This is a genomic window from Massilia rhizosphaerae (genome assembly GCF_016093545.1).
Lineage (GTDB): Bacteria > Pseudomonadota > Gammaproteobacteria > Burkholderiales > Burkholderiaceae_D > Telluria > Telluria rhizosphaerae.
The window spans coordinates 170,586-193,789 of the sequence record NZ_JADKYX010000011.1; the positions used below are offsets into that span (position 1 = coordinate 170,586).

A 23,204-nucleotide genomic window follows, 5' to 3' on the forward strand; every position below is an offset into this window, starting at 1 on the left:
GTAACCCATTGTAACGGGCCAGCCTGCTCTTGCACGGCTGGGGCACAATTGTCACGCCCGTCAACAGTTTGTGGGACAATGCACGCTTTGTCCGAGAGCGGCACCCGGCACCGTCGGCGTATGTATTCGAGCCACTGATCGGCGCAACTTTATCGTCATTAAGAGAGGATTTTTCAATGTCCCAATTCCGTATTGCACGCCTTGCCCTGATGCTGGCCGCCCTCGGCTTGAACGCCGCGCCGGTCCTGATGCACAACGCGTCGGCCCAGGACAAGAATGCGCCTGCGGCCCAGCCGAAGCCGGACTCGGTCCGCCCGGAACTGTACAAGCTGCTCGACCCGGCCCAGATCAAGCCGCTGATGGACGCGAAGAACTACACGGAAGTGCAGAACCGCATCACGCAAGCGGAAGCGGTCGCGAACCAGACCCCGTACGAAAGCTATGTGCTGAACCGCATGAAGTTGTCGCTGGGCACGTCCACGGGCAACGACAAGATGGCGATGGACGCCCTGGAAGCGATCCTCGCGTCGGGCAAGCTGCCGGAAGCGGACAAGCCGAACTTCCAGCAGGCACTGGCCACGTACTACTACAACGCCAAGAACTATCCGAAGGCGATCGAGCTGTACAAGCAGGTCCAGGCCAGCGGCAAGGCGTCGGACCAGGTCAACTCGGCGCTGATCCGCGCCTACTACCTGAGCGGCGACTACGCGTCGGCACTGAAGGCCCAGGAGCCGGTGCTGGCGGCCACGGAACAGGCGGGCAAGACGCCGTCGCAGGAAGACCTGCGCCTGTACGCGTCGGCCGCGAACAAGGTCAAGGATGACGCCGCCTATCTGCGCGGCCTGGAAAAACTGACCGCCTATTATCCGAACGACGATTTCTGGACCGACCTGATCAGCCGCGGCATCGTGCGCAAGCCGGGCTTCCAGGACACCAGCATCCCCGACGTGCTGCGCCTGGAATTCGCGGCCGTCAAGCAGATGTCGTCGGACTCCTACACGGAACTGGCCGAGCTGGCCCTGAAGGACGGCTTCCCGAGCGAAGCCAAGAAGGTCGTCGACGCCGGCTTCGCCGCAGGCGTGCTGGGCACCGGCAGCGGCGCCGCCAAGGATCGCCAGCTGCGCGACCGCGCCACCAAGGAAGCGGCCAACGACGCCAAGACCATCGCCGCCAGCGAAGCGTCGGCCAGCAAGCTGAAAGCCGGCACGGGTCTCGTCAACCTGGGCTGGGCCTATGTGACGATGGACCAGTACGACAAGGGCATCGGCTTCATCCAGCAGGGTATCGCCAAGGGCGGCCTGAAGTCGCCGGACGAAGCCAAGCTGCGCCTGGGCATGGCCTACGCCAAGGCCGGCCAGAAGGACAAAGCCATCGAGACCTTCCGGCAAGTGAAGGCCGGCGGCGGACTGTCGGACACGGCCAAGTACTGGATCCTGCTGCTGAACCACCCGACCGGCGCGATGGCAGCCAAGTAATTCCCGCGGGACCTCCCGCGAGCAAGACGGCGCGCACCCCGGTTCGCGCCGTTTTTTTCGCCTGAAAATTCGGGGTCAGAGCATATTTCGCGCCGAATTCGGGGTCAGAGCACATTTCGAGTCAATGTCATGGCGCACATTATCTCGCCATCTGTGCGGGTACAGCCCCGGCGCGACGTCGTGCCACGCGTCGCGCACCGCCTGGCCGTTGCGCTAACTTGCCCGCAGACACATGCTCCAAAAAGTGCTCTGACCCCGAATTTGCCGGAAAGCGTGCTCTGACCCCGAATTTTTTGGTGTGTGTGAGTTGGCGTACGGGCCGAGCCGTGCCTTGCGGCCGATAATCGCCGCAACTCTTTCAGGAAGGCCGGCGATGAGTACCGTACGCAAGGGCCAGGCGCCCGCGAAGCTGAACCGCGATGAGTTTCACCTCGTCTTTTCGCGCGACTTTTACGATCCCGCCTACCAGGCCGTGGCGACGGAGCTGGCGGCCGTCGAGGAGGTCGCGTGGCAGGCCTACGCCGGTGCGCGCAAGGCGCCCGTCACCGTCAAGGCGGGCCCCGGCTTTGCCGATCCCGATTACGACCTGTCCGTCGAATGGAAAGCGACACGCGACCGCCTGCTGGCCGCCGAGGCTCGCCAGAAGGACCCGGCGACGCCGAGCCGCGTCCTGCTGATCAATGGCGCGGCCCGCAACGACGGCAGTTGCCCGGGCGAGGTCTCGAAGACGTGGCGCCTCGCCAAGCTGTGCGAAGAGGTCCTCGCGGCCGACGGGGTGGAGACGGACTTGCTCGACCTGTCGCGCGTCACCTCCGATTACGACCGCCACATCCACCCGTGCAAAGGCTGCGTGTCGACGGCGATGCCGCTGTGCCACTGGCCGTGCAGCTGCTATCCGAACCATTCCCTGAACCAGGAAAACGACTGGATGAACGAGATCTACGAGCGCTGGGTGCGGGCGCACGGGATCATCATCCTGACGCCCATCTACTGGTATCAGGCGCCGGCCGTGCTGAAACTCATGATCGACCGGCTCGTGTGCGCGGACGGCGGCAATCCCGACCCCACCTCCACGCACGGCAAGAAGGCGGACGAAGCGAAAGCGCTGGAGCGGGACTGGCCGTACCCCAAACACCTGGCCGGCCGGGTCTATGGCCTCGTCGTGCATGGCGACGTGGCCGGCATCGAGGCGACGCGGCGTTCGCTGGCCGACTGGCTCGACTGGATGGGCCTGATCGACGCGGGCCCCACGGCCCTGCTCGACCGCTACGTCGGTTATTACGAGTCGTATGCGGACAGCCACGCGGCGCTGGACCGGGACGCGGCCTTCCAGGACGAGGTGCGCAACGTGGCGCGGTCCGTGTCCGCGGCCGTCGCGGCCGTGCGTTCCGGCAAACTGCTGCGGCCGGACCGGACGCTGGCCAATCCCAGACCGAAATAGCGCGGCCGGCAAGCGGTCTTTTTTTGGTATTATCCGGGCTTCCATCATTCCGACGCCCGCCGCAATGTCCCACCTCGCGCAGTTGATGCACCAGATCTCCGCCACCAGCAACCTGCCGCTGTACCAGCAATTGCAGCGGGCCCTGCGCGACGCGATCGACCGCGGCGTCTACGGGCCGGCGGAAGCGCTGCCGGCCGAGCGCCAGCTGGCGGCCGAACTGGACATCTCGCGCATCACCGTGCGCAAGGCCATCGACGGCCTCGTCGAGGAAGGCCTGCTCGTGCGCCGCGCGGGATCGGGCAATTTCATCAACACGCGCTTCGAAAAGAATTTCGCCAAGCTGACGTCGTTCTCGGAAGACATGCGCTCGCGCGGCCGCACGCCGCGCAGCGTCTGGCTCAAGCGTTCGGAAGGATTGGTGACGCCGGACGAGGCGCTGCGGCTGGGGTTGTCGCCGGGCGCCGCCGTCTACCGCTTCAACCGCATCCGCTACGCCGACGACATGCCGATGTGCCTGGAATACGCGACGATCGCCGCCTCCGCCCTGCCCTCGCTGGACGCGGTGGACGTGTCGATGTACGAGGCGCTGGAAGCGAACGGCAAGCGCCCCGTGCGCGCCCTGCAGCGCCTGTCCGCGCTGCTGCTGAACGCCGAGCAGGCCAAGCTGCTGCAATCGAAGGAAGGCGATGCCGGGCTGTGCGTGGAACGGCTGGGCTTTCTGCCGGACGGACAGGCGGTGGAATTCTGCCGCTCCTACTTCCGCGGCGACATGTACGACTTCGTGGCCGAGCTGAGCGCCGGCTGATCCAATCAACAACGACAATGCCATGACCAACCTGACCTACGAAGCCTACCTGGACGAAGTCACGACCCTGCTGACGGAGCTGTACGACCTCGACGACGCCACCGCCATCAAGCTCGTCGTCGACGCGCAAGCCGCCGAGTATTTTTCGCCGCACGACGACCATCCGGCCATGCGCACGCTCACGCGCGCCCGCGAGGACGCCGTGGCGTTGTACAAGGCGCGGCAGGCGCGCGTCGACACCCAGGCAAGGCAGCAACGCGCCGCGCGCAAGAAACGGTAACCCCGTAGGGTCGGCGCATCAAATGGCAGTCAACCCGCCATCGATGGCCAACTGGTGACCGGTGACGAACGACGCCTGCTCCGAGCACAGCCACAACGCCGCGTTGGCGACCTCGGACGCATCGGCGATACGCCCCATCGGATGTGCCGATTTCAGCTTCTTGTCGCGTCCCGGCTCGCGGTCGAGCATGCGGGCCAGCATCGGCGTCTTGACGGCGCCCGGGCAGATGCTGTTGATGCGGATGCCGTCCTTGGCGTATTCCACGGCCGCGCTCTTCGTCAGGCCGACGACGGCGTGCTTGGACGCCGAGTAGATGGCGCGGTTGGGCGCCGCCACGAGGCCGCCCGCGTCCGCGATGTTGACGATCACGCCGCCGCCCTCCTGCTTGAGCATCTGGCGCAGCTGGCTCTTCATGCACAGCCAGACGCCCTTGACGTTGACGCCCATGATGCGGTCGAACTGGTCGTCCTCGCCCTCGGCCAGCGGCAGGAATTCTTCCTCGATGGCGGCGCCGTTGACGGCGCAATCGATGCGGCCGTAATGGCCTACCGCCTTGTCGACCAGCGCGTCGACGTCCGCCGCGGCCATTACATTTGCTTTAACGAACAGCGCCTTGCCGCCCGCTTCGACGATCAAGGCTGCGGTCATGTGGCCACCGTCGACCGACGTGTCGGCAATGACGACGCAGGCGCCCGCGCGCCCGAATGCCAGCGCGGTCGCACGGCCGATGCCGCTGGCGCCTCCGGTTACCAGCACAACCTTGCCTGCATACGAAATGCCGCTCGGTGTCTGCTTGGTCATGCCTTTCATCATGCTTCCTTTTCAATAGCTTGACGCAATCTTTGCTTCTCACAAGCAATACTGCGCTAAGGCAACATGATAGCGCCCATCCGGGCATTGACCAAGTTTCTCGACACTTCGGCCGGACGATGAACGGCCGAGTGTTGCATTCAGGGTGCAGGTTTCGCTTTCGCCTTGTCGCCTGCCATGACCACGGACATCTTTGCAGGGTCGATCGCCTTGCGGAATGCCGCGTTCAGCTGCGGCAACGTGACGGCCATCAGGCGCTTTTCGAACTCGGCCGACCATGCGAACGTGCGTCCCCGGTACAGATACGACGTCCAGCCGGTCGCCAGCGCGCCGTCGTCGGACCGATTCTGGACGCGCTCTTGCATCAGACCCGACTTGGCACCGGCGAGTTCCGCCGCCGTAAAGCCATCCTTGAGCGCGCGCACGAGTTCTTCGCGCACGGCCGCGTCGACCTTGGCCAGGTTCTGCGGCGCGGCGATGGCGTTGATCGCGAACATGCCGGCACGGTCGAGATCGCCGGCCACGAGGTTCGAGCCGACGCCATACGACAGGCCGTCGTGCTGGCGGATCCGATCCATCAGGCGCGACCGCAGGCCGCCGCCGCCGAAGATGTAATCGGCCAGCATGAGGGCCGGATAGTCCGGATCGTCGACGTTCAGGTCGACGTTGACGCGTGCGGTGTAAAAGCCGTTGGCCTTGTCGGGCGTGTTGAGGAATTCGTGGATGGGCGCGATGTCGCCATTCTTGCGCAGCACGGGCGCCACGTGCATCGGCGCTTTCCAATGGCCGAACAATTGGTCGACGAGCGGCGCGATCGCCTGGGCGTCGAAATCGCCGACGATGGCCATCTCCGCCGGCACCGTGCCGTAGTAATCGCGGTGGAAGGCCTTGACCTGGTCCAGGGTGGCGCTCTTAATGTCGGCAATATCTTCCTCGAGCGTCGTTTCGTGACGGATATCACCCTTGGGATAGATATCAAAATGCTCATTCAACGCGCGCGACGCGATGCTCGTCGGTTCGCTGCGGCTCGCCTCCAGGCCGACGATGGATTGCTGGCGCAACTGCTCGAATTCGTTGGCCGGGAAGCTGGCCTCGCGCAGCACGTGGGCCACGAGCTTCAGCGCTTCCGGCAGGTTTTCGCGCGTCGTCTGGAAATGCGTGAGGCTGCCGGAAATCTTGAGCTTGTCGAAGGCGTCGGCCAGTTGCACGCGGTCGTATTTCGTCGTGCCGCGCATCAGCATCGCCGACGTCAGGCCGGGCAACGCGCCTTTCCCGAACAGGTTCTGTTCGTCGCCGATGTGCTGGCGCAGGTCGACGGTGACGGTCTGGCCGCGGTTCTTCTTGGGCAGCAGGGCCAGTTTCACGCCGCCGGCCGTCGTCACGGTCGTGCGCTTCAGGATGTTGGCCTGGCTCGGGTCGAAATCCTCCGCGCTCAACGTGGACGCCTGCGGCTTGAAATCCTTGAGCAGGGTTTGCACGCTGGGCGCCGGCGGGATCACGGCGCGCTGCGGGTGGTCGTCCGGGATGAATTCGCCGGTGACGCGGTTGTCGCGCTTGAAATAGCGGCCCGCCGCCGCGGCCACCTGGGCCGACGTGATCTTGCCGACGCGGTCGCGGCCGACGAAGAACAGGCGCCAGTCGCCCAGCGCGATGACGTCGGACAGCGCCACGCCCACCCGCTGCGGATCGTTCAGGCTGCGCTCGAATTCGTTCAGGAAGCTGCGTTTCGTGCGTTCCATTTCCTCCGGCGTCGGCGGGTTCTTGGCGAAGTCTTCCACCGCCTGGGTGAGCGCGGCGCGCACGGGTTCGAGCGGCGCGTCCTTCTTGACGACGGCGCCGAAGTACTGCAGCCCGGGCGCATACCCCGTCTGGCCGTAGGCAAACACCTGGCTCGCCTTGCCCGTCTCCACCAGGAGTTTATGCAAGCGGCCCGTCGGCGAATCGCCGAGGATGGACGAGGCGAAGCTCAGCGCGTCGCTGTCGTCGTGCAGGCCGGACGGCACCTTGTAGCCGAGCGCGACGATCTGCACGTCGCCCTGGCGCCGCACGGTGAACGTGCGGTCGCCGTCCTGCGTGGGTTCGACGGTCCAGAATTCCGGCAGCGTACGCTTGGGCTTCGGAATGGCGCCGAACAAGCGGTTAATCGACAGCAAGGTCTTGGCGGGATCGAACTTGCCCGCCACGAGCAGCACGGCATTATCCGGCTGGTAATACGTGTGATAAAAATTCTGCAGGTTCGCGATCTTGACGTTCTCGATGTCGCTCTTGTTGCCGATCGTCGCACGGCCATACGCATGCCAATCGTAGGCCACGCTCTGCATGCGCTTCATCAACACGGCGCCCGGCGAATTCTCGCCGTTCTCGTACTCGTTGCGCACGACCGTCATCTCGGAATCGAGATCCTTCTTGGCGATGTTGGAATGCGTCATGCGGTCCGCTTCCATGCCCAGCGCCCAGTTCAGGTTGTCATCGGACGCCTGGAACACCTCGTAGTAATTGGTGCGGTCGAGCGACGTCGTGCCGTTGAACTGCATGCCGCGGTCCTGGAACTGGCGCGTGATGTCCGGGTGCTTGGGGCTGCCCTTGAACATCATGTGCTCCAGCAGGTGGGCCATGCCCGTCTCGCCATAGTTCTCGTGGCGCGAGCCGACGAGGTACGTCACGTTGACGGTGATGGTGGGCCGCGAGGAATCGGGGAACAGCAGGACTTTCAGGCCGTTCGGCAGGCGGTATTCCGTGATGCCCTCGACCGCCGGGCCCTGCACGACGCCCTTGGGCAGGTCGAATGCCCAGGCGCCTTGCGCGATGAAGGAAAGGCCGCCAACGACGGCAAAGGCGGCCAGGCCGCGCTGGAAAAACGTCAAGCTCATAAGTCTCCGTCTGTCAGAACCATTGTCCGTGGGACATGGTAACAGACGGGAACTTAGGCCAGGCTTACCTCACTGACGCACGCGCCGTTCGTGCTGTTGCTGGTAGGGGCTGATGCGCGCCAGGTCTTCCATTTCCTCGGCCAGGAAGCCGAGCAGATCGTCCGCGCTGACGATGCCGACGAGCCGCCCGCCGTCGCCCACGACGGGCACCCGGCGGATGCCGCGCAGGCGCATGCGTTCGATGGTGACGGTGACGTCGTCGTGCTCGTCGGCCGTGAGCAAGTCGTCCGTCATGATGTCGCCCACCTGCAATCCGGTCGGATCGAGGCCGAGGGCGACGACGGATACGACAATGTCGCGGTCGGTGACGATGCCGGCGGGAACGGGCACGGTGTCCGCCGCGTCGACGACGACGATGTCGCCCACGTGATGTTTGCGCATGAGAAAAGCCGCACCCTGCACGCTCTCGTCGCGCGCGCAGTAGACGGTGTCGACCGTACAGAGTTTTCCGACTTCCATGGCCACCTCCATCATTCGGCGCTGGTGCTACCAATGAAGCATAGGCACAGGCCAGTGACAATGCAATCCCGCGTTCGAGGCGACTTGAAGCCGAACCAGCGGCGCAACCGCTCAGCCCCCGGTGAAACGGTTGAGTACCACCTTGTACAGGTCGTAATCGGAATGATAGCCCACCCCCGGCGGGCCGGACGTCACCGGAGGCCGCTGTTCCGTCTCGCCGCGGGGCAGGCGCTTGGTCCGGTCATGGGCGCCCAGCCCCAGCTTGAGCCACACCAGGCCGGGCGACTTGAAGCCCAGCCCTTTCATGCGCTCCATCAGGCTCTTGCGGGGCCGCTCCGCATAGTCGAGCGTAACGGCGATGCCGCGCGGCCTCGCATAGTCGTAGCCGAGCTTTCCGCCCTTGATGGCGTGACGCGCCTGGGTCCGATTCGGCAATTGCGGATCGAACAGCACGAGCGGCGCGGGATCATGCAGTTTCACGCGACTCTCGATCGCCGCGGCAAACAGTTGCGCGCTCGCGCCGCCCATCGACCCTCCGGCGATGTACTGGAACTTCACGTTGCGCCCCTTGGCGTGGGCGTCCTCGATCGCTTGCGCGACCAGCACGGCCGCCTCGTGGTTCGCCTTGAACACCGCGCCCACCGACTGGCCGATGCTGCTGAAGGCCTGCTTGACGTCCCGCATGTTCTGCATGCCGTCGAACATCACGCGGACCTCGGTCCGCGGATTGCCACGCGAGTCCCACACGATCTCCTCATCCCATACCATGTGCGCGACGTGGGCGGCACGCACCAGCTTTTCCCTGTCGCCCGCGGGCAGGAGGGCGAGCAGGTGCGACGTACGCAGTGTGGCCGCGATGGTGTGCTCGTGAGTCAATTTGATACTCGCGGGCCGTTGCGCCATCTGCATTTGTTCGTGAAGATGAGCCGTGAACACGTCGGCGCTGCCGCCCTGCGCGCGTTGACACGCCACATACTCGATCCGATACTGCCTGTCATCGGTACGTATCGATGGGAGCAGCGCTTCGGCAAAGCGCATCGCAAGCTGCCGCACGGCATGGTGGTCGGCCGAATCCGGCTCGGAGGCGAGCGGCGCGCCAAATGCATCGAACTCGTTTTTTAGGTGCACCTGCAGCAGGTTCACCGTCTTCCCGTCGCGGCCGGTGACCTGGCGTTCGCTGACAAAACAATTGACCTCCCTTGCCGCCCGCACCAGTCCGGCCAATACGTCCGGCGGCACGCCCCGTCCGAAAGGCATCCGTTCGATCGCGGCGCTGTCCGGCTCTGGCGGCAGGTGGTACAGCGGCGCGCGCAGCAGGCGGCCCACGGCACTCAACTGCGCTTGTCGCGCGCGGCCCGGTGCGGCGGGCCCCAGTCCAAGCGCCTCGGTGATGTGCGAGACCTGCTGGTCGTCCAGGCAAACAATCGACGTCAACATGTTCGACATGCAATCGATTTTCGGCCCCGACGCCAATTTGCCGAACGCCGTCGGGCGCGCGGGCGCGCCTGCCGGCAATGGAGGGGTATCGGCCCCGTCCGCCGTCGCGCCGGGCGCGGCAAACGGCGCGTGCCGGGCACTGAACTGTTCGAGCCGCCGCACCGGTGCGCGGACGGCCGTGGTCGGCGGGCGCGTTCCGGGGCGCCCGCCCAATACCGGCGAGATCGATTCCAGCGTGCGGGCGGGCCAGCGGCTGGTCTCGGCCGGCGTCCGGGACGCGGTATCGGCAACCGGGCGGTCGCCGATCGGTGGCGCAGTGAATGCGTTTGTTTTCAAAGGAGTGTTCTCGGACAGGCGCACAGCCGTGCGGTCGGCTTGGCATCCGCCATTGAACATTCTTTTTTTGAACAGCCTGGCGCCCGCTGCGAAGTAAGGTGCCGAAGAACGATCAGTGAACCCGCTGAACCGGCGCGGCCGGTGCGCGATGCATGGCGCGCGCGGACAAGATCGTCTCGACTGCGGTCGCGCGCGTTGCCGGCCGCTGGTATGCCAGCATTACCGTCGACACGTCCGGTGTTTGGAAAACGGTCAGGTCTTCTTCTCTTCCGCCGGTGGGACGAAGCACGCCTCGACGACTTGCAGGTCGTTATCTTTGGCGAAATTGCACACGAAGTGGTAGGCGAGCGGTTCGATGCTCTTGAGGGCATTGTTCACGACGACCGCCTTGACGCCGTTCACGACCGTCGGGTGCACATAGGGCGAGAACTTGAGGTGGGCATTCGGGCCGCCGCTGCCCGCCGGCCGGAAGCACGACATGACGCCGCAGAGACGTTCGGCCCAGTCACTCGGGCGGAATTGTCTGCCCTTACTTGTCACGCCGAGAATGAAGAATTCGTCGGCGCCTTTCCCGGTTTGCGGTGAGTCGGCCATAGTGCGGCTTATGAAACAAAGGCGTGGATGAGAACAACCCGACTATTATATCTTATAGAAGACCTGCGGACGAGCCCCGCGTGCCGGCCGGCGCGAACCGGCACGACGCGCGTCTCGAATCTTCTGCTTCCGTCGGGTTCAGCCGAGCAGGACCGCGCCGGAGAGCAGCAGCAGGAGCAGCATCCATAATAACAGCGCACGCCAGACCAGGCCGACCGTGCTTTGCAGTGCGCGCACGCTCGGCTCGTCGCCGGGCAGGACGTCGTCCTCGCTGGCGGACAGGTCGACGGTCGCGGCGTCGGCCGGCAGGATGCGCGGCGCGTTCTCGGCCGGCGAGCCGAGGCGCACGCCCATGGCGCCGCCGCCGGCGGCCAGGATGATCCCTTTCGATTCGTCCGTCCACCGGCCGGCGAAATTACGCCACGCATAAATCGAGTCCTCGAAATTGCCGACGACGGCGAACGCGATCGCAGTCAGGCGCACGGGGATCCAGTCGATCCAGTAGAACGCGCGCGCGGCGAATTCGCCGAACGCCTCGTTGCGCATGTGGTCCGGCTCGTTCCATGCGCGCGCGAGGTATTCGGACACGCGGTACATGACGGCGCAAGCCGGACCGAGCGGCATCAGGAACCAGAAGAACACGCCGAACACGTTGCGGTGCGTCGTGATCAGGGATTTTTCGACGGCGATGCGGGCGATCTCGGTCCCATCCATGCCGACCGTGTCCATCTTCGTCCATTCGGCGAGCAGCGTGCGCGCCGTGGCCTCGTCGCCGGCGTTCAGGGCGAACTGGATCGATGTGAAGTAATGGCTGTAATGGCGGAAACCGAGCGTGAGATAGACGATCAGCACGTTCCAGGCGAACGCGGCAAACACGAGGCGGTAGTACACGAGGACGCCGTAGATGATGGCCGTCGGCAACATCAGGACCGCCATCATCAGGAACCAGCCCAGCCGCCCATGACTTGCTTGGCCGGCATTGAACCAGGCCTCCACACGCATGGCGAAACGCTTGATCTCGGCGTAGATCTGGTTATCTGCGCGCAGCGGCTTCAGCTGTTCGATGAGCAGCGCGCACAGAATGGAAAAGAATGTCATGCACGGTCCTTTGTCGTTGTTGCCTTACTTCATTGCTCGCTACGATAGCGCAGACACAGACCGGAGTCCATGCCCCTTCAGGCGCGTAACAAATGAAACAGATTACGTAACATACCCGCCGTGGCACCCCAGATGAAGAAGCGTTCGTAAGGCATCGCATAAAAACTGCGCCGGCCGCCGCCGTCGGGCAGTTCGAACGACATGCGCTGATGGTTCATGCCATCCATCAGGAATCGCAAGGGCACTTCGAAAATGGCGGCCACTTCGTTCGACTCGGCCGTGAGGTCGAACGGCGGCGTGACGAGGCCCACCACGGGCGTGACGACGTAGGCCGACGCCGTGACGTGGTCGGGCAACACGCCGACGATTTCCACGTGGCGGCGCATGAGGCCGATCTCTTCCTGCGTTTCGCGCAGGGCCGTTTCGATGGGGGAGGAATCGTCTTCTTCGGCGCGGCCGCCGGGAAAGCTGACCTGGCCCGCATGGTTCGTCAGGTGTTCGGTGCGCTGGGTCAACAGCACGGTCAAGCCTTCGGACCGGCGCACGATGGGGATCAGGACGGCCGCGCGCCGCAGCACGGGGAAGCGCAGGCGCATGTCCTCGGGCAGTTCCGGCTCCCACAGCGGCGGATGGGCGAGGCGCCGGCGCAGCCAGGCGGCGTCCAGGCGCTCTTCCGGCAAGGCGGCCTCGCCGGCGATCGCGTCGACGGGCAGGCGCTTCGGATCGATGTGCAATGTTGCCAAGGCTTTCTCCAAAAGAAAAAGGCATCCAAATGGATGCCTTTTTCCTACCACAATCGCTATTACTGCGCAGCAGTGGTAGCAGCTTTGCGGTTCGGCAGTTTCTCTTTGATACGTGCCGATTTGCCCGAACGCTCGCGCAGGTAGTACAGCTTCGCACGACGCACGTCACCACGACGCTTCACTTCGATCGAAGCGATCAGCGGCGAGTACAGCTGGAACGTACGCTCCACGCCTTCGCCCGACGAGATCTTGCGAACGATGAAGTTCGAGTTCAGGCCGCGGTTGCGACGCGAGATGACGACGCCTTCGTATGCCTGGGCGCGCTTGCGGTTGCCTTCGACGACGTTGACGCTGACGACCACGGTGTCGCCCGGTGCGAAATCAGGGATGTTGCGGCCGAGGCGCGCAATCTCTTCTTGCTCGAGTTGCTGGATCAGATCCATTTGTAGACTCCTTATACCATCTTGCCGGCGCGTTCGTTGCCCGGTAGAGGATGGGGTTGACCATGCGTGTCCCGATATCGGGGCCCGCCTTTATTCCGCCGCCTTTTCCAAGGTTGCGAGAAACTGCTCGTCGGCCTTCGTCAGCAGACCGGCGCCACGCGCCTTGTCCAGCAGATCCGGCCGTTTCTTCGCGGTCGCCTCCAGCATACGCCGGCGGCGCCACTTCATGATTTCCGCGTGGTTGCCACCCATCAGCACGGGCGGCACGGCCACGCCTTCGTACACTTCCGGACGCGTGTAATGCGGCGAATCCAGCAGGCCGTTGACGAAACTGTCTTCGACCGCCGACGCGTCATCGCCCAGCACGCCGGGCAGTTGCCGCACCACGGCATCCATCAGCGCCATCGCCGGCAACTCGCCGCCGGACAACACGAAATCGCCGAGTGAAATTTCCTCGTCGACCACGCGGTCCAGCAGGCGCTGGTCGACCGCCTCGTAGCGGCCGCACAGCACGACGAGACCGGGCTCATCCTTCAAGCCCATCACACGTTCATGCGTCAGCGGTTTGCCTTGCGGCGACATGAACACGACCCGCGGTGCGGGAAGCCCCATGTCGACCTGGCGCTGCTTCGCCGCGTTGATCGTCGCTTCGAGCGGCTTGGCCAGCATCACCATGCCGGGACCGCCGCCGTACGGGCGATCGTCCACGGTGCGGTGGCGGTCCAGCGTGAAATCGCGCGGATTCCAGATCGCCAGGTTCCACAAGCCCTGCTCGTGCGCGCGCCGGGTCACGCCCGACTGCGTCAATGCGGCAAACATTTCGGGAAACAAGCTCACGACGTCAAACTGCATCGAGACCTCGCTTCAGGCGGATGGGATCAATAATCCAGACCCCAGTCCAGGGTAATCAGTCCGGCTTGCAGGTCGACCGTCTTGACGTACTGGTCCACGAACGGCACCAGCCGCTCCGGCGCTTTCGCGTCGGGAGCGGCGTTCGGATCGGGCACGGGCGCGATCCGCAGGATGGACTGCGCGCCATTGTGCATCATGTCGGTGACCTTGCCGAGCGCTTCGCCCTGCAGGTTGACCGTATCCAAGCCGATCAGGTCGGTCCAGTAATACTCGTCGTCCGGAAGTTCCGGAAAGTCCGCACGCGACACCTGCACCGTGGTGCCCTTGAGCGCCTCGGCCATGTCGCGGTCGGTCACGTCGACCAATGTGGCCGTCACGTCGCCGCTGTGGTACTTCGCATTCCGCACGTCGACGGCATGCAGCGACGGCTTGTCGAGCCACCAGGTTTTGACGTTCAGCAACGCGTCCGCATCCAGAGAATGCGGCGTGACGCGCACACCACCGCGCAACCCGTAGGCGCCGGTGATATAGCCGACCTGGATCAGGTCGTCGGGGGCCACTTGTGCTGCCGAATCGGTCAAACCGTACAACCTTGAATCAGGCAGCAGCCTTTTGCGACGAGATCAGGCGAGCAACCGTCGGCGACAGTTGTGCACCCACGCCTTGCCAGTACGACAGACGGTCAGCGGTGATGTTCAGGCCGACTTCCTTGCCCGAAGCCATCGGGTTGTAGTAGCCGATGCGCTCAATGAAACGGCCGTCGCGGCGATTGCGCGAGTCGGTTGCAACGATGTTGTAGAACGGGCGCTTCTTGGCACCACCACGAGCTAAACGAATAACGACCATAATATTTCCAAAAGTGAGCTGGACGAAGAAAGCCGACGATTATAGCGCGTCACACCGTCCGTCAGCAAGCGTGTTTATATAAAAACCAAGAACGCTGGGATGCGGTCCCAGCCGAATCCAAGATTATCGCCGATTTCACGACACTCCGCCACTCCGAAGCCCACTTTTAGACCATACTGTTGGCTTTCCTTTTAACATTTATTCGATGCCGCAACACAAGAACAAGACCTTCGCCACCGCCCTCGCCCTCTTGCTCGGCGGACTCGGCGCACACCGTTTCTATCTCAAGGGCAGCACCGACCGCCTCGGCCTGCTGCACGTCTGCAGCGTTCCCGCGGCCGGCCTCGTGTACGGACTCGGGCATGCCCCCAATCCGTTCTACGTCCTGCTGCCGCTCATCGTGTCCTGGCTGGCCGGCTTCGTCGCAGCGCTGGTCTTCGGCCTGATGCCGGACGAGAAATGGGACGCCCGCTACAACGCGGGCTCCGGCCGCCGCTCGCAATCGCACTGGCTCGTGATCCTGCTCGTCGTGCTCACGATGCTGGTGGGCACGACGACCCTCATCGCCACGATCTCGCGCCTGTTCGACCTGATCTATACGGGCGGCGCCTACGGCTGACCGCGCGCCGCACCGGCATCACAAGCCGCTCGTGTTCCAGTTATACCGGGGCACCTGCGTGGGCGGCGTGCCCGTCACGATGACGATCTCGCGGTGCGCGTCCAGCGTGATGGCGGACGGGTCGGCCGTGTAGCGCGTGACCTTTTCCTTGTCGACCACGTAGAACGCCGGCTTGCCCGGCAGCCCGGCCACGGACGCGGTGCTCAAAGGCTGCCCCCACAGGGCGAAGAACTGGCCCAGCGTGAAGACCTTCGGCACGTCCGTTTCGATGTGCATGACGCCTGAACCGTCGTGCGTGTGCATCTCGTACGCGCATCCGCTGCCGCGGCCGATCGAATCCGGCAACGCGAGCCGCACGCCGTCCTGGTACACCGACAGCAGCGCGTGGACGTGGTAGTTCTCGTTCTTGGCGCAGCCGACGCCGTCGACGATGGCCGTTCCCGAATGGCTCCAGGCGGGCCAATGCGGCCGGCTGAAGGTCACGGTGGCCGAAATCTCGGTATAGGTGGGCGCCAGCACGATGTCCGGCGGCGGCGCGGGATCGGTGGGCGGAGGCGGCGCCGGGTCGGGGGCCGGTGCCGGCGTCGGTGCCGGCGTCGGCGCCGGCGTGGGGCTCGGTGCCGCCGGCGGATCGTTCGCGGCCACCGTGGGGGCGGAATCGCCGCCGCCGCCGCAGGCGACCAGCGCACTCATTACGGCGCATGCCGCGGCGATCGGCAATACCAGACTAGCCTTCGTGGAAAACATGGGCGCTCCTTGGATGATGGATGCGACGAATCGATTCTAGGAGCGTCTCCTACCCATTACGCATGACGGACATCAAACACATGACGCAGGTCGGCACCGCACAACAAATCGCCTGCTGCAGCACGAAAAAAAAGCGGCACGCAGGCCGCTTTGCAATTATGCCATGACGCGCTCAGAACTGCTCGACATCCAGCGCCAGCACGCCCGCGCTGCCCTCCACGATCGCATGGCGCAGGCCATCCGCCTGCGCCAGGATATGATCGGCGAAGAAGCGCGCGGTGCCGATCTTGGCGCGGTAGAACGCCGCGTCGCCGGTGCCGCCATCCAGCTTCTGGCGCGCGACCAGGGCCGCGCGCGCCATCTGCCAGCCGCCCAGCACGATGCCGGCCAGTTTCAGATACAGGACGCTGCCCGCGAACACGGCGCGCACGTCGGACTTCGCGTTCGCCACGACGTAGTCGACGACGGCTTCCAGCGCCGCGCTGCCGGCCGCCAACTGCATGCGGATCGCGGCCAGGTCCGCATCCGGCGACTCGGCCAGCTGCGCCTCGGTCGCGCGCACCTGGGCCAGGACGGATTTCGCCACGGCGCCGCCGTCGCGCACGGTCTTGCGGCCGACGAGGTCGTTGGCCTGGATGGCCGTCGTGCCTTCGTAGATCGTCAGGATCTTGGCGTCGCGGTAGTGCTGGGCGGCGCCCGTCTCCTCGATGAAGCCCATGCCGCCATGCACCTGCACGCCGTCGCGCGCGACGTTCTCGCTCATCTCCGTCGACCAGCCCTTGATCACCGGCACGAGGTATTCGTAGAGCGCCAGGTTGGCCTTGCGCGTCGCTTCATCCGGATGGCTGTGGGCCAGGTCCGACAGGCCGGCGCCGACGTAGGCGAGCGCGCGCGCGCCTTCCGTCTGGGCGCGCATCGACATCAGCATGCGGCGCACGTCCGGGTGATTGATGATGGCGACGGGACCGGCGGACCCTTCGACGGCGCGCGACTGCACGCGCTCCTGCGCGAACGCGACGGCCTGCTGGTACGCGCGTTCGGCCAGGCCGACGCCCTGCATGCCCACGCCGAAGCGGGCCGCGTTCATCATGATGAACATGTATTCGAGGCCGCGGTTCTCTTCGCCGACGAGCGTGCCGATGGCACCGCCATGGTCGCCGAACTGCAGCACGGCGGTCGGACTCGCCTTGATCCCCAGCTTGTGCTCGATCGACACGCAGTGCACGTCGTTGCGCTCGCCCAGCGAGCCGTCGTCGTTCACGAAGAATTTCGGCACGATGAACAGCGAGATCCCCTTCACGCCCGGGGGCGCGTCCGGCGTGCGCGCCAGCACCAGGTGGATGATGTTCTCCGCCATGTCGTGCTCGCCGTACGTGATGAAGATCTTGGTGCCGAAGACCTTGTATGTGCCGTCGCCCTGCGGCACGGCGCGGGTGCGCACGGCGGCGAGGTCGGAACCGGCCTGCGGCTCCGTCAGGTTCATCGTGCCGGTCCATTTGCCGCTGATCAGCGGCTCGATGAAGCGCGTCTTCTGCGCGTCGCTGCCGGCGGTCAAGAGCGCTTCGATGGCGCCGTCCGTCAAGAGGCCGACGAGCGCGAACGCGATGTTCGCGCTGTTGAGCATCTCGATGCACGGCGTGGCGACGAGCTTGGGCAGGCCCTGGCCGCCGAATTCGGCCGGATGCTGCACGCCTTGCCAGCCGGCGTCCGCGAAGCTGCGGAACGCTTCCTTGAAACCTTTCGACGTCGTGACCTGGCCGTCATGCCAGAAGCTCGGTTCCTTGTCGCCCGGGTGGTTCAGCGGGGCGACGACCTCGCCGCAGAATTTCGCGTTTTCTTCCAGCACGGCTTCGACGGTGTCGGGCGTCGCGTCTTCGCAGCCGGGCAGTTGGTTGATCTCGGACAGGTTGGCCAGTTCGTTGATCACGAACAGCATGTCTTTCAGGGGGGCGTTGTAGGTCACCGCGGTCTCCTAGTTTCTCTTTACGTAAACGTCAATCGTCGGCCGCAAAAAAGGCGGGTGGGTTCCCGCCTTCCGGGATCGACGTGGATTAGCCCAGTTCCTTGACCAGGGCCGGCACGACCTCGAACAGGTCGCCGACGATGCCGTAGTCGGCCACCGAGAAGATCGGCGCTTCCGGATCCTTGTTGATGGCGACGATGGTCTTGGAATCCTTCATGCCGGCCAGGTGCTGGATCGCGCCCGAGATGCCGACGGCGATGTACAGCTGCGGCGCGACGATCTTGCCGGTCTGGCCGACCTGCCAGTCGTTCGGCACGTAGCCGGCGTCCACGGCGGCGCGCGACGCGCCCATGGCGGCGCCCAGCTTGTCGGCCAGCGGTTCCAGGATCTTGAAGTTCTCGCCCGAGCCCATGCCGCGGCCGCCGGAGACGACGACCTTGGCGCCGGTCAGTTCCGGACGGTCCGACTTGGCCACTTCGCGGCCGACGAAGGCCGACTTGCCCGAATCCGCGACGGCGGCGATGCTCTCGACGGCGGCCGAACCGCCGTCAAGCGCGGCGGCGTCGAAGCCGGTGCCGCGCACGGTGATGACCTTCACCTTGTCCGTCGACTGCACGGTGGCGATGGCGTTGCCGGCGTAGATCGGACGCTCGAACGTGTCGGGCGAGTCGACCTTGGTGATTTCCGAGATCTGGGCCACGTCCAGCTTGGCGGCCACGCGCGGCAGCACGTTCTTGCCGAAGGCGGAGGCCGGGGCCAGGATGTGCGAGTAGCTACCGGCGACGGCCAGGATCTGCTCGGCGACGTTCTCGGCGAGGCCGTCGGCGAATTGCGGCGCGTCGGCGACCAGCACTTTCGCGACGCCCGCGACTTTCGCGGCTTGCTCGGCGACGGCACCGCAACCGCTGCCGGCGACGAGGACGTGTACGTCGCCGCCGCATTGCGCGGCCGCGGTGACGGTGTTCAGGGTGACAGCCTTCAGGTGGGCGTTGTCGTGTTCAGCAATGACGAGTGCGACCATGATGTTCCTTTATATTCAGATGACTTTGGCTTCGGTGCGCAGCTTCGCAACCAGGGTCGCCACGTCGGGCACCTTGACGCCGGCCGAACGCTTCGCGGGCTCGGCGACCTTGACGGTCTTCAGGCGCGGCGTGACGTCGACGCCCAGGTCTTCCGGCTTGACGGTCGTGAGCGGCTTTTTCTTGGCCTTCATGATGTTCGGCAGCGTGACGTAGCGAGGCTCGTTCAGGCGCAGGTCGGTGGTGACGATGGCCGGCAGCGTCAGCTGCACGGTTTCCAGGCCGCCGTCCACTTCGCGGGTCACGGTGACCTTGCCGTCTTCCAGCACGACTTTCGAGGCGAACGTCGCTTGCGGCCAGCCCAGCAGCGCGGCCAGCATCTGGCCGGTCTGGTTCGAATCGTCGTCGATGGCCTGCTTGCCCAGGATGATCAGTTGCGGCTGCTCTTCGACGGCCAGGGCCTTCAGCACCTTGGCCACGCCCAGCGGCTCGATCTCGGCTCCGGTCTCGACCAGCACGCCGCGGTCGGCGCCGATCGCCATCGCGGTACGCAGGGTTTCCTGGGCCTGGGCCACGCCGCAGGTCACCGCAACGATCTCGGTGACCTTGCCCGCTTCCTTCAGGCGCGTGGCTTCTTCCACCGCGATCTCGTCGAACGGGTTCATCGACATTTTGACGTTGGCGATATCGACGCCACTGCCGTCGGACTTGACGCGGACCTTGACGTTGTAGTCGACCACGCGTTTGACGGGTACCAGGACTTTCATAGTGTGCCTTTGGAAAATGGAATAAAGACTAAAAATGATCCGAATTATAAAAGCAAATGACGTTTAGGTCAGAATTAAAGCACGATCGTGCGTTTTTTGGTTAGAGTAAAAGCCCTAATCGCGGTCGGTTCGTGCGTGTTCGGATGCTCGGAAAGTAGCCGGCAGGGTCGCCGTTGGTGGAATAGCCTTGCCCGGCGGGCCGGGCGCTTCGACGTAGAGTCAGTGCTTACTTACGGCGCAGCCAGAACGTGAATTCGCCGTTGACGCTGGTATGCGCCAGCAGGGCATTGCCCGTCTGCTTGGCGAACGCCTGGAAGTCGCGTACCGAACCGGTATCGGTGGCGACGATGCGCAGCACCTCGCCGCTGGCCAGTTCCGCGAGTGCCTTCTTGGCCTTGAGGATCGGCAGCGGGCAGTTCAAGCCACGCGCATCCAGGTCCTTCTGGACCTCGATGGTGCCGGTGTCGATTATGGTTTCGCTCATCGATTGCCTGCTAGTTGGTAGGGGCATGGACCCGATAGTACTCCAATTAGCCCATTATGACGCGCCGCACCAAAATTTGGTATCCGTGTTGCGTTGTAACAACGGCAATTACTTGACAGGCAGATAGAGTTTCGGTGCGAATGACCGAAACGGAGGGATGTGGGTGGGTGGATTGTCATCGAGTCCTCGGACTCAATGACGCCACGCGTTCAACCAGCTCATGATTTGATTTGGCTCAACGTTGACCCATGTTGAACGCATGGACGGCAAAGCCGTCCACCCTACCCGCCGCCATCATGGCGGCGGTTACAACGGTTACGCGGAAACGCGCTCGCCGACCCAGCCCGCGACGCCAGCCAGCGCCTGCGGCAGCGCAGCGGGATCCGTACCGCCGGCCTGGGCCATGTCCGGACGGCCGCCGCCCTTGCCGCCCACCTGCTTGGCGACGAAGTTGACGAGATCGCCCGCCTTGACCTTGCCCGTGGCGTCCGGCGTCACGCCGGCGATCAGGCTGACCTTGCCGTCGACGACGGAAGCCAGCACGATGGCGGCCGTCTTGAGCTTGTCCTTCAGCTTGTCCATCGTCTCGCGCAGGCCGGCGACGTCGGCGCCTTCCATCGTGGCGGCCAGCACCTTGATGCCGTTCACGTCGATGGCCTTGGTCACCAGCTCGTCGCCCTGGCCGGCAGCCAGCTTCGACTTGAGCGCGGCGATTTCCTTCTCCAGCGACTTGACCTGGTCCTGCACCTGGCCGATGCGGGCCGGCAGCTCGTCCGGGCTCGTCTTGAGGACGCCGGCCGCTTCGTTCAGCTTGCGGTTGATCGATTGCACCAGCGCCAGGGCGCCCTCGCCCGTCACGGCTTCCACGCGGCGGATGCCGGCGGCCACGCCCGATTCGGACACGATCTTGAACAGGCCGATGTCGCCCGTGCGCGTCACGTGCACGCCGCCGCACAGCTCTTTCGACGAGCCGATGTCGAGCACGCGCACGGTGTCGCCGTATTTCTCGCCGAACAGGGCCATGGCGCCATGCTTGATCGCATCGTCCATCGACATGTGCTGGGCCTTCGTCGCGTGGTTCTGCAGGATCTCGGCATTGACGATCTGCTCGACCCGGGCGATTTCCTCGGCGCTCAAGGGCGCGTTGTGGCTGAAGTCGAAGCGGGTCTTGTCCGGGTCGACCAGCGAACCCTTCTGCTGCACGTGGCCGCCCAGCACTTCGCGCAGCGCCTTGTGCATCAGGTGCGTCGCCGAGTGGTTGCGGATGGTGCGGGCGCGCTTCACTTCATCGACTTGCGCGTCGACCATGTCGCCGACTTTCAGCGAGCCCGACTGCAGCACGCCGTGGTGGCCGAACACTTCCGCCTGGATCTTCAGCGTGTCTTCCACCTCGAACACGCCGCCCGGCGATTTCAGCAGGCCCTTGTCGCCCACCTGGCCGCCGGATTCGGCGTAGAACGGCGTCGTGTCCAGCACGACGATGCCGTCCTGGCCCGCTTTCAACTCGTGCACCGGCGCGCCGGCCGTGTACAGCGCGACGACGCGGCTGTTGTGCGCCAGCGATTCGTAGCCGACGAACCTGGTCTTCTCGCCCGAGTACTCGACGTTGGCGGCCATCTTGAACTTGCCGGCGGCGCGGGCGGTTTTCTTCTGCTGCTCCATGGCGGCAGTAAAACCTTCCTCGTCCAGCTTGATGCCGCGCTCGCGGCAGATATCGGCCGTCAGGTCCAGCGGGAAGCCGTAGGTGTCGTACAACGTGAAGGCGGTGGCGCCGTCCAGGTTGTGCGGATCCTTGGCCAGCTGCGCCTCGAGAATCTTCATGCCGTGCTCGAGGGTCTCGCCGAAGCGCTCTTCCTCGGCCTTCAGCACCTGCATCACGCGCTCTTTCGCTTCGTGCAGTTCCGGGTATGCGGCGCCCATCTCGATGTCCAGGTCTGCCACGAGCTTGTAGAAGAACGGCTTCGTCTGGCCCAGCTTGTGGCCATGGCGCAGCGCGCGGCGGATGATGCGGCGCAGGACGTAGCCGTGACCTTCGCTGCTCGGGATGATGCCGTCGACGATCATGAAGCTGGACGCGCGGATGTGGTCGGCGATCACTTTCAGCGAGTTGTTCGCCAGGTCCGTCGCGCCCGTTTCGCGGGCGGCGGCGCGGATCAGGTTCTGGAACAGGTCGATCTCGTAGTTCGAGTGCACGTGCTGCAGCACGGCGGCCAGGCGCTCCAGGCCCATGCCGGTGTCGATCGACGGCTTCGGCAGCGGGGTCAGGACGCCGGCTTCGTCGCGGTTGAACTGCATGAACACGAGGTTCCAGATCTCGATGAAGCGGTCGCCGTCTTCCTCGGCCGAGCCCGGGGGGCCGCCCCAGATCTCGGGGCCGTGGTCGTAGAAGATTTCCGTACACGGGCCGCACGGGCCGGTGTCGGCCATCTGCCAGAAGTTGTCCGATGCGTAACGCGCGCCCTTGTTGTCGCCGATGCGGATGATGCGCTCCGCCGGCACGCCGATCTCGTTGGCCCAGATGCCGTACGCCTCGTCGTCTTCGAAGTAGACGGTGATGGTCAGCTTGTCCGCCGGCAGGTTGTAGACCTTGGTCAGCAGTTCCCAGGCAAAGTGGATGGCGTCGCGCTTGAAATAGTCGCCGAAGCTGAAGTTGCCCAGCATTTCGAAGAACGTGTGGTGGCGCGCGGTGTAGCCGACGTTTTCCAGGTCGTTGTGCTTGCCGCCGGCGCGCACGCAGCGCTGCACGGTGGTGGCGCGCTTGTACGGGCGCGTATCCAGGCCCAGGAACACGTCCTTGAACTGCACCATGCCGCTGTTGGTCAACAACATCGTCGGGTCGTTGCCCGGCACGAGCGGGCTGGAGCGGACGATCGTGTGGCCTTTGGACTCAAAGAACTTGAGAAACTTTTCGCGTATTTCGGTGGATTTCATGTCGTAGGGGCGGATTTATGCAGCTTGCTATATAAAGAAAATCGATTATAGCGTAGCTGTTGACCGTCAATCGTATCTGCGAGATTGGCTGTTGCAGGATCGACAACCGGAACGGGCACGGGTAT

The 23,204-nt window shown here is 64.7% G+C and carries 22 protein-coding genes; 5 read left to right on the top strand and 17 right to left on the bottom strand.

Annotated features, from left to right (window positions below):
• The first annotated feature begins 176 nt into the window (after positions 1-176).
• The 4 genes from ISF28_RS17355 to ISF28_RS17370 all read left to right on the top strand — a co-directional run bounded on the left by ISF28_RS17355 (position 177) and on the right by ISF28_RS17370 (position 4,001).
• Positions 177-1,475, top strand: coding sequence for a tetratricopeptide repeat protein (locus ISF28_RS17355; protein WP_198118422.1), 1,299 nt, complete (start codon positions 177-179; stop codon positions 1,473-1,475).
• Positions 1,476-1,848: 373 nt separating this feature from the next.
• The gene (locus ISF28_RS17360; protein WP_198118423.1) at positions 1,849-2,916 is read left to right on the top strand and encodes a flavodoxin family protein; all 1,068 of its coding nucleotides are present in this window, start codon (positions 1,849-1,851) and stop codon (positions 2,914-2,916) included.
• A gap of 64 nt (positions 2,917-2,980) precedes the next feature.
• Positions 2,981-3,721, top strand: coding sequence for a GntR family transcriptional regulator (locus tag ISF28_RS17365; RefSeq protein ID WP_198118424.1), 741 nt, complete (start codon positions 2,981-2,983; stop codon positions 3,719-3,721).
• A gap of 31 nt (positions 3,722-3,752) precedes the next feature.
• Complete coding sequence (locus tag ISF28_RS17370) at positions 3,753-4,001, top strand: hypothetical protein (RefSeq protein ID WP_198118473.1); 249 nt, start codon at positions 3,753-3,755, stop codon at positions 3,999-4,001.
• A gap of 18 nt (positions 4,002-4,019) precedes the next feature.
• Here ISF28_RS17370 and ISF28_RS17375 read toward each other — a convergent pair whose 3' ends face one another.
• From ISF28_RS17375 to rpsP, 11 genes are all read right to left on the bottom strand, one after another.
• Entirely contained in the window at positions 4,020-4,802 is a 783-nt protein-coding gene (locus ISF28_RS17375; protein ID WP_229519161.1) for an SDR family oxidoreductase, read from the bottom strand.
• Between the two features lie 149 nt (positions 4,803-4,951).
• Positions 4,952-7,681: a M16 family metallopeptidase gene (locus ISF28_RS17380; RefSeq protein ID WP_198118425.1), complete on the bottom strand. Its 2,730-nt coding sequence runs from the start codon at positions 7,679-7,681 to the stop codon at positions 4,952-4,954.
• Between the two features lie 69 nt (positions 7,682-7,750).
• Positions 7,751-8,200, bottom strand: a complete 450-nt coding sequence (locus ISF28_RS17385; RefSeq protein WP_198118426.1) for a CBS domain-containing protein — start codon at positions 8,198-8,200, stop codon at positions 7,751-7,753.
• Positions 8,201-8,311: 111 nt separating this feature from the next.
• Positions 8,312-10,033 (bottom strand): type III effector protein, encoded by a 1,722-nt coding sequence (locus tag ISF28_RS17390; RefSeq protein WP_198118427.1) that lies wholly within the window; start codon positions 10,031-10,033, stop codon positions 8,312-8,314.
• Between the two features lie 192 nt (positions 10,034-10,225).
• Positions 10,226-10,567: a DUF3579 domain-containing protein gene (locus tag ISF28_RS17395; RefSeq protein WP_198118428.1), complete on the bottom strand. Its 342-nt coding sequence runs from the start codon at positions 10,565-10,567 to the stop codon at positions 10,226-10,228.
• A gap of 138 nt (positions 10,568-10,705) precedes the next feature.
• On the bottom strand, positions 10,706-11,665 hold the full coding sequence (locus ISF28_RS17400) for a CobD/CbiB family protein (protein WP_198118429.1): 960 nt from the start codon (positions 11,663-11,665) through the stop codon (positions 10,706-10,708).
• A 77-nt stretch (positions 11,666-11,742) separates the two neighbouring features.
• The gene (locus ISF28_RS17405; protein WP_198118430.1) at positions 11,743-12,408 is read right to left on the bottom strand and encodes a CoA pyrophosphatase; all 666 of its coding nucleotides are present in this window, start codon (positions 12,406-12,408) and stop codon (positions 11,743-11,745) included.
• A 59-nt stretch (positions 12,409-12,467) separates the two neighbouring features.
• Positions 12,468-12,851, bottom strand: coding sequence for a 50S ribosomal protein L19 (gene rplS, locus ISF28_RS17410; RefSeq protein WP_198118431.1), 384 nt, complete (start codon positions 12,849-12,851; stop codon positions 12,468-12,470).
• Between the two features lie 90 nt (positions 12,852-12,941).
• The gene (gene trmD, locus ISF28_RS17415; protein WP_198118432.1) at positions 12,942-13,703 is read right to left on the bottom strand and encodes a tRNA (guanosine(37)-N1)-methyltransferase TrmD; all 762 of its coding nucleotides are present in this window, start codon (positions 13,701-13,703) and stop codon (positions 12,942-12,944) included.
• Between the two features lie 26 nt (positions 13,704-13,729).
• The gene (rimM, locus tag ISF28_RS17420; RefSeq protein WP_198118433.1) at positions 13,730-14,263 is read right to left on the bottom strand and encodes a ribosome maturation factor RimM; all 534 of its coding nucleotides are present in this window, start codon (positions 14,261-14,263) and stop codon (positions 13,730-13,732) included.
• 37 nt (positions 14,264-14,300) lie between these two features.
• Positions 14,301-14,549 (bottom strand): 30S ribosomal protein S16, encoded by a 249-nt coding sequence (gene rpsP, locus ISF28_RS17425; RefSeq protein ID WP_056440640.1) that lies wholly within the window; start codon positions 14,547-14,549, stop codon positions 14,301-14,303.
• A 205-nt stretch (positions 14,550-14,754) separates the two neighbouring features.
• Between rpsP and ISF28_RS17430 the strand changes: the two genes are divergently transcribed.
• Positions 14,755-15,168: an NINE protein gene (locus ISF28_RS17430; RefSeq protein ID WP_198118434.1), complete on the top strand. Its 414-nt coding sequence runs from the start codon at positions 14,755-14,757 to the stop codon at positions 15,166-15,168.
• Between the two features lie 18 nt (positions 15,169-15,186).
• Here the strand turns inward: ISF28_RS17430 and ISF28_RS17435 are convergent, their stop codons facing one another.
• From ISF28_RS17435 to alaS, 6 genes are all read right to left on the bottom strand, one after another.
• Entirely contained in the window at positions 15,187-15,915 is a 729-nt protein-coding gene (locus tag ISF28_RS17435; protein ID WP_198118435.1) for a hypothetical protein, read from the bottom strand.
• A 172-nt stretch (positions 15,916-16,087) separates the two neighbouring features.
• The gene (locus tag ISF28_RS17440; RefSeq protein WP_198118436.1) at positions 16,088-17,878 is read right to left on the bottom strand and encodes an acyl-CoA dehydrogenase; all 1,791 of its coding nucleotides are present in this window, start codon (positions 17,876-17,878) and stop codon (positions 16,088-16,090) included.
• A gap of 88 nt (positions 17,879-17,966) precedes the next feature.
• Positions 17,967-18,899, bottom strand: a complete 933-nt coding sequence (locus ISF28_RS17445; protein ID WP_198118437.1) for an electron transfer flavoprotein subunit alpha/FixB family protein — start codon at positions 18,897-18,899, stop codon at positions 17,967-17,969.
• Between the two features lie 15 nt (positions 18,900-18,914).
• Positions 18,915-19,664, bottom strand: a complete 750-nt coding sequence (locus tag ISF28_RS17450; RefSeq protein WP_198118438.1) for an electron transfer flavoprotein subunit beta/FixA family protein — start codon at positions 19,662-19,664, stop codon at positions 18,915-18,917.
• A gap of 226 nt (positions 19,665-19,890) precedes the next feature.
• Entirely contained in the window at positions 19,891-20,118 is a 228-nt protein-coding gene (locus ISF28_RS17455; RefSeq protein ID WP_198118475.1) for a sulfurtransferase TusA family protein, read from the bottom strand.
• Positions 20,119-20,463: 345 nt separating this feature from the next.
• Positions 20,464-23,079, bottom strand: coding sequence for an alanine--tRNA ligase (alaS, locus tag ISF28_RS17460; protein ID WP_198118439.1), 2,616 nt, complete (start codon positions 23,077-23,079; stop codon positions 20,464-20,466).
• Positions 23,080-23,204 lie beyond the last annotated feature (125 nt).

Excerpts from the sequence above, each read along its gene's own strand:
- ISF28_RS17355 (WP_198118422.1), top strand. The coding sequence starts at position 177 with ATGTCCCAATTCCGTATTGCACGCCTTGCCCTGATGCTGGCCGCCCTC.
- ISF28_RS17360 (WP_198118423.1), top strand. The coding sequence starts at position 1,849 with ATGAGTACCGTACGCAAGGGCCAGGCGCCCGCGAAGCTGAACCGCGAT.
- ISF28_RS17365 (WP_198118424.1), top strand. The coding sequence starts at position 2,981 with ATGTCCCACCTCGCGCAGTTGATGCACCAGATCTCCGCCACCAGCAAC.
- ISF28_RS17375 (WP_229519161.1), bottom strand. The coding sequence starts at position 4,802 with ATGACCAAGCAGACACCGAGCGGCATTTCGTATGCAGGCAAGGTTGTG.
- ISF28_RS17380 (WP_198118425.1), bottom strand. The coding sequence starts at position 7,681 with ATGAGCTTGACGTTTTTCCAGCGCGGCCTGGCCGCCTTTGCCGTCGTT.
- ISF28_RS17385 (WP_198118426.1), bottom strand. The coding sequence starts at position 8,200 with ATGGAAGTCGGAAAACTCTGTACGGTCGACACCGTCTACTGCGCGCGC.
- ISF28_RS17390 (WP_198118427.1), bottom strand. The coding sequence starts at position 10,033 with ATGTTCAATGGCGGATGCCAAGCCGACCGCACGGCTGTGCGCCTGTCC.
- ISF28_RS17395 (WP_198118428.1), bottom strand. The coding sequence starts at position 10,567 with ATGGCCGACTCACCGCAAACCGGGAAAGGCGCCGACGAATTCTTCATT.
- ISF28_RS17400 (WP_198118429.1), bottom strand. The coding sequence starts at position 11,665 with ATGACATTCTTTTCCATTCTGTGCGCGCTGCTCATCGAACAGCTGAAG.
- rplS (WP_198118431.1), bottom strand. The coding sequence starts at position 12,851 with ATGGATCTGATCCAGCAACTCGAGCAAGAAGAGATTGCGCGCCTCGGC.
- trmD (WP_198118432.1), bottom strand. The coding sequence starts at position 13,703 with ATGCAGTTTGACGTCGTGAGCTTGTTTCCCGAAATGTTTGCCGCATTG.
- rpsP (WP_056440640.1), bottom strand. The coding sequence starts at position 14,549 with ATGGTCGTTATTCGTTTAGCTCGTGGTGGTGCCAAGAAGCGCCCGTTC.
- ISF28_RS17430 (WP_198118434.1), top strand. The coding sequence starts at position 14,755 with ATGCCGCAACACAAGAACAAGACCTTCGCCACCGCCCTCGCCCTCTTG.
- ISF28_RS17435 (WP_198118435.1), bottom strand. The coding sequence starts at position 15,915 with ATGTTTTCCACGAAGGCTAGTCTGGTATTGCCGATCGCCGCGGCATGC.
- ISF28_RS17445 (WP_198118437.1), bottom strand. The coding sequence starts at position 18,899 with ATGGTCGCACTCGTCATTGCTGAACACGACAACGCCCACCTGAAGGCT.
- ISF28_RS17450 (WP_198118438.1), bottom strand. The coding sequence starts at position 19,664 with ATGAAAGTCCTGGTACCCGTCAAACGCGTGGTCGACTACAACGTCAAG.
- alaS (WP_198118439.1), bottom strand. The coding sequence starts at position 23,079 with ATGAAATCCACCGAAATACGCGAAAAGTTTCTCAAGTTCTTTGAGTCC.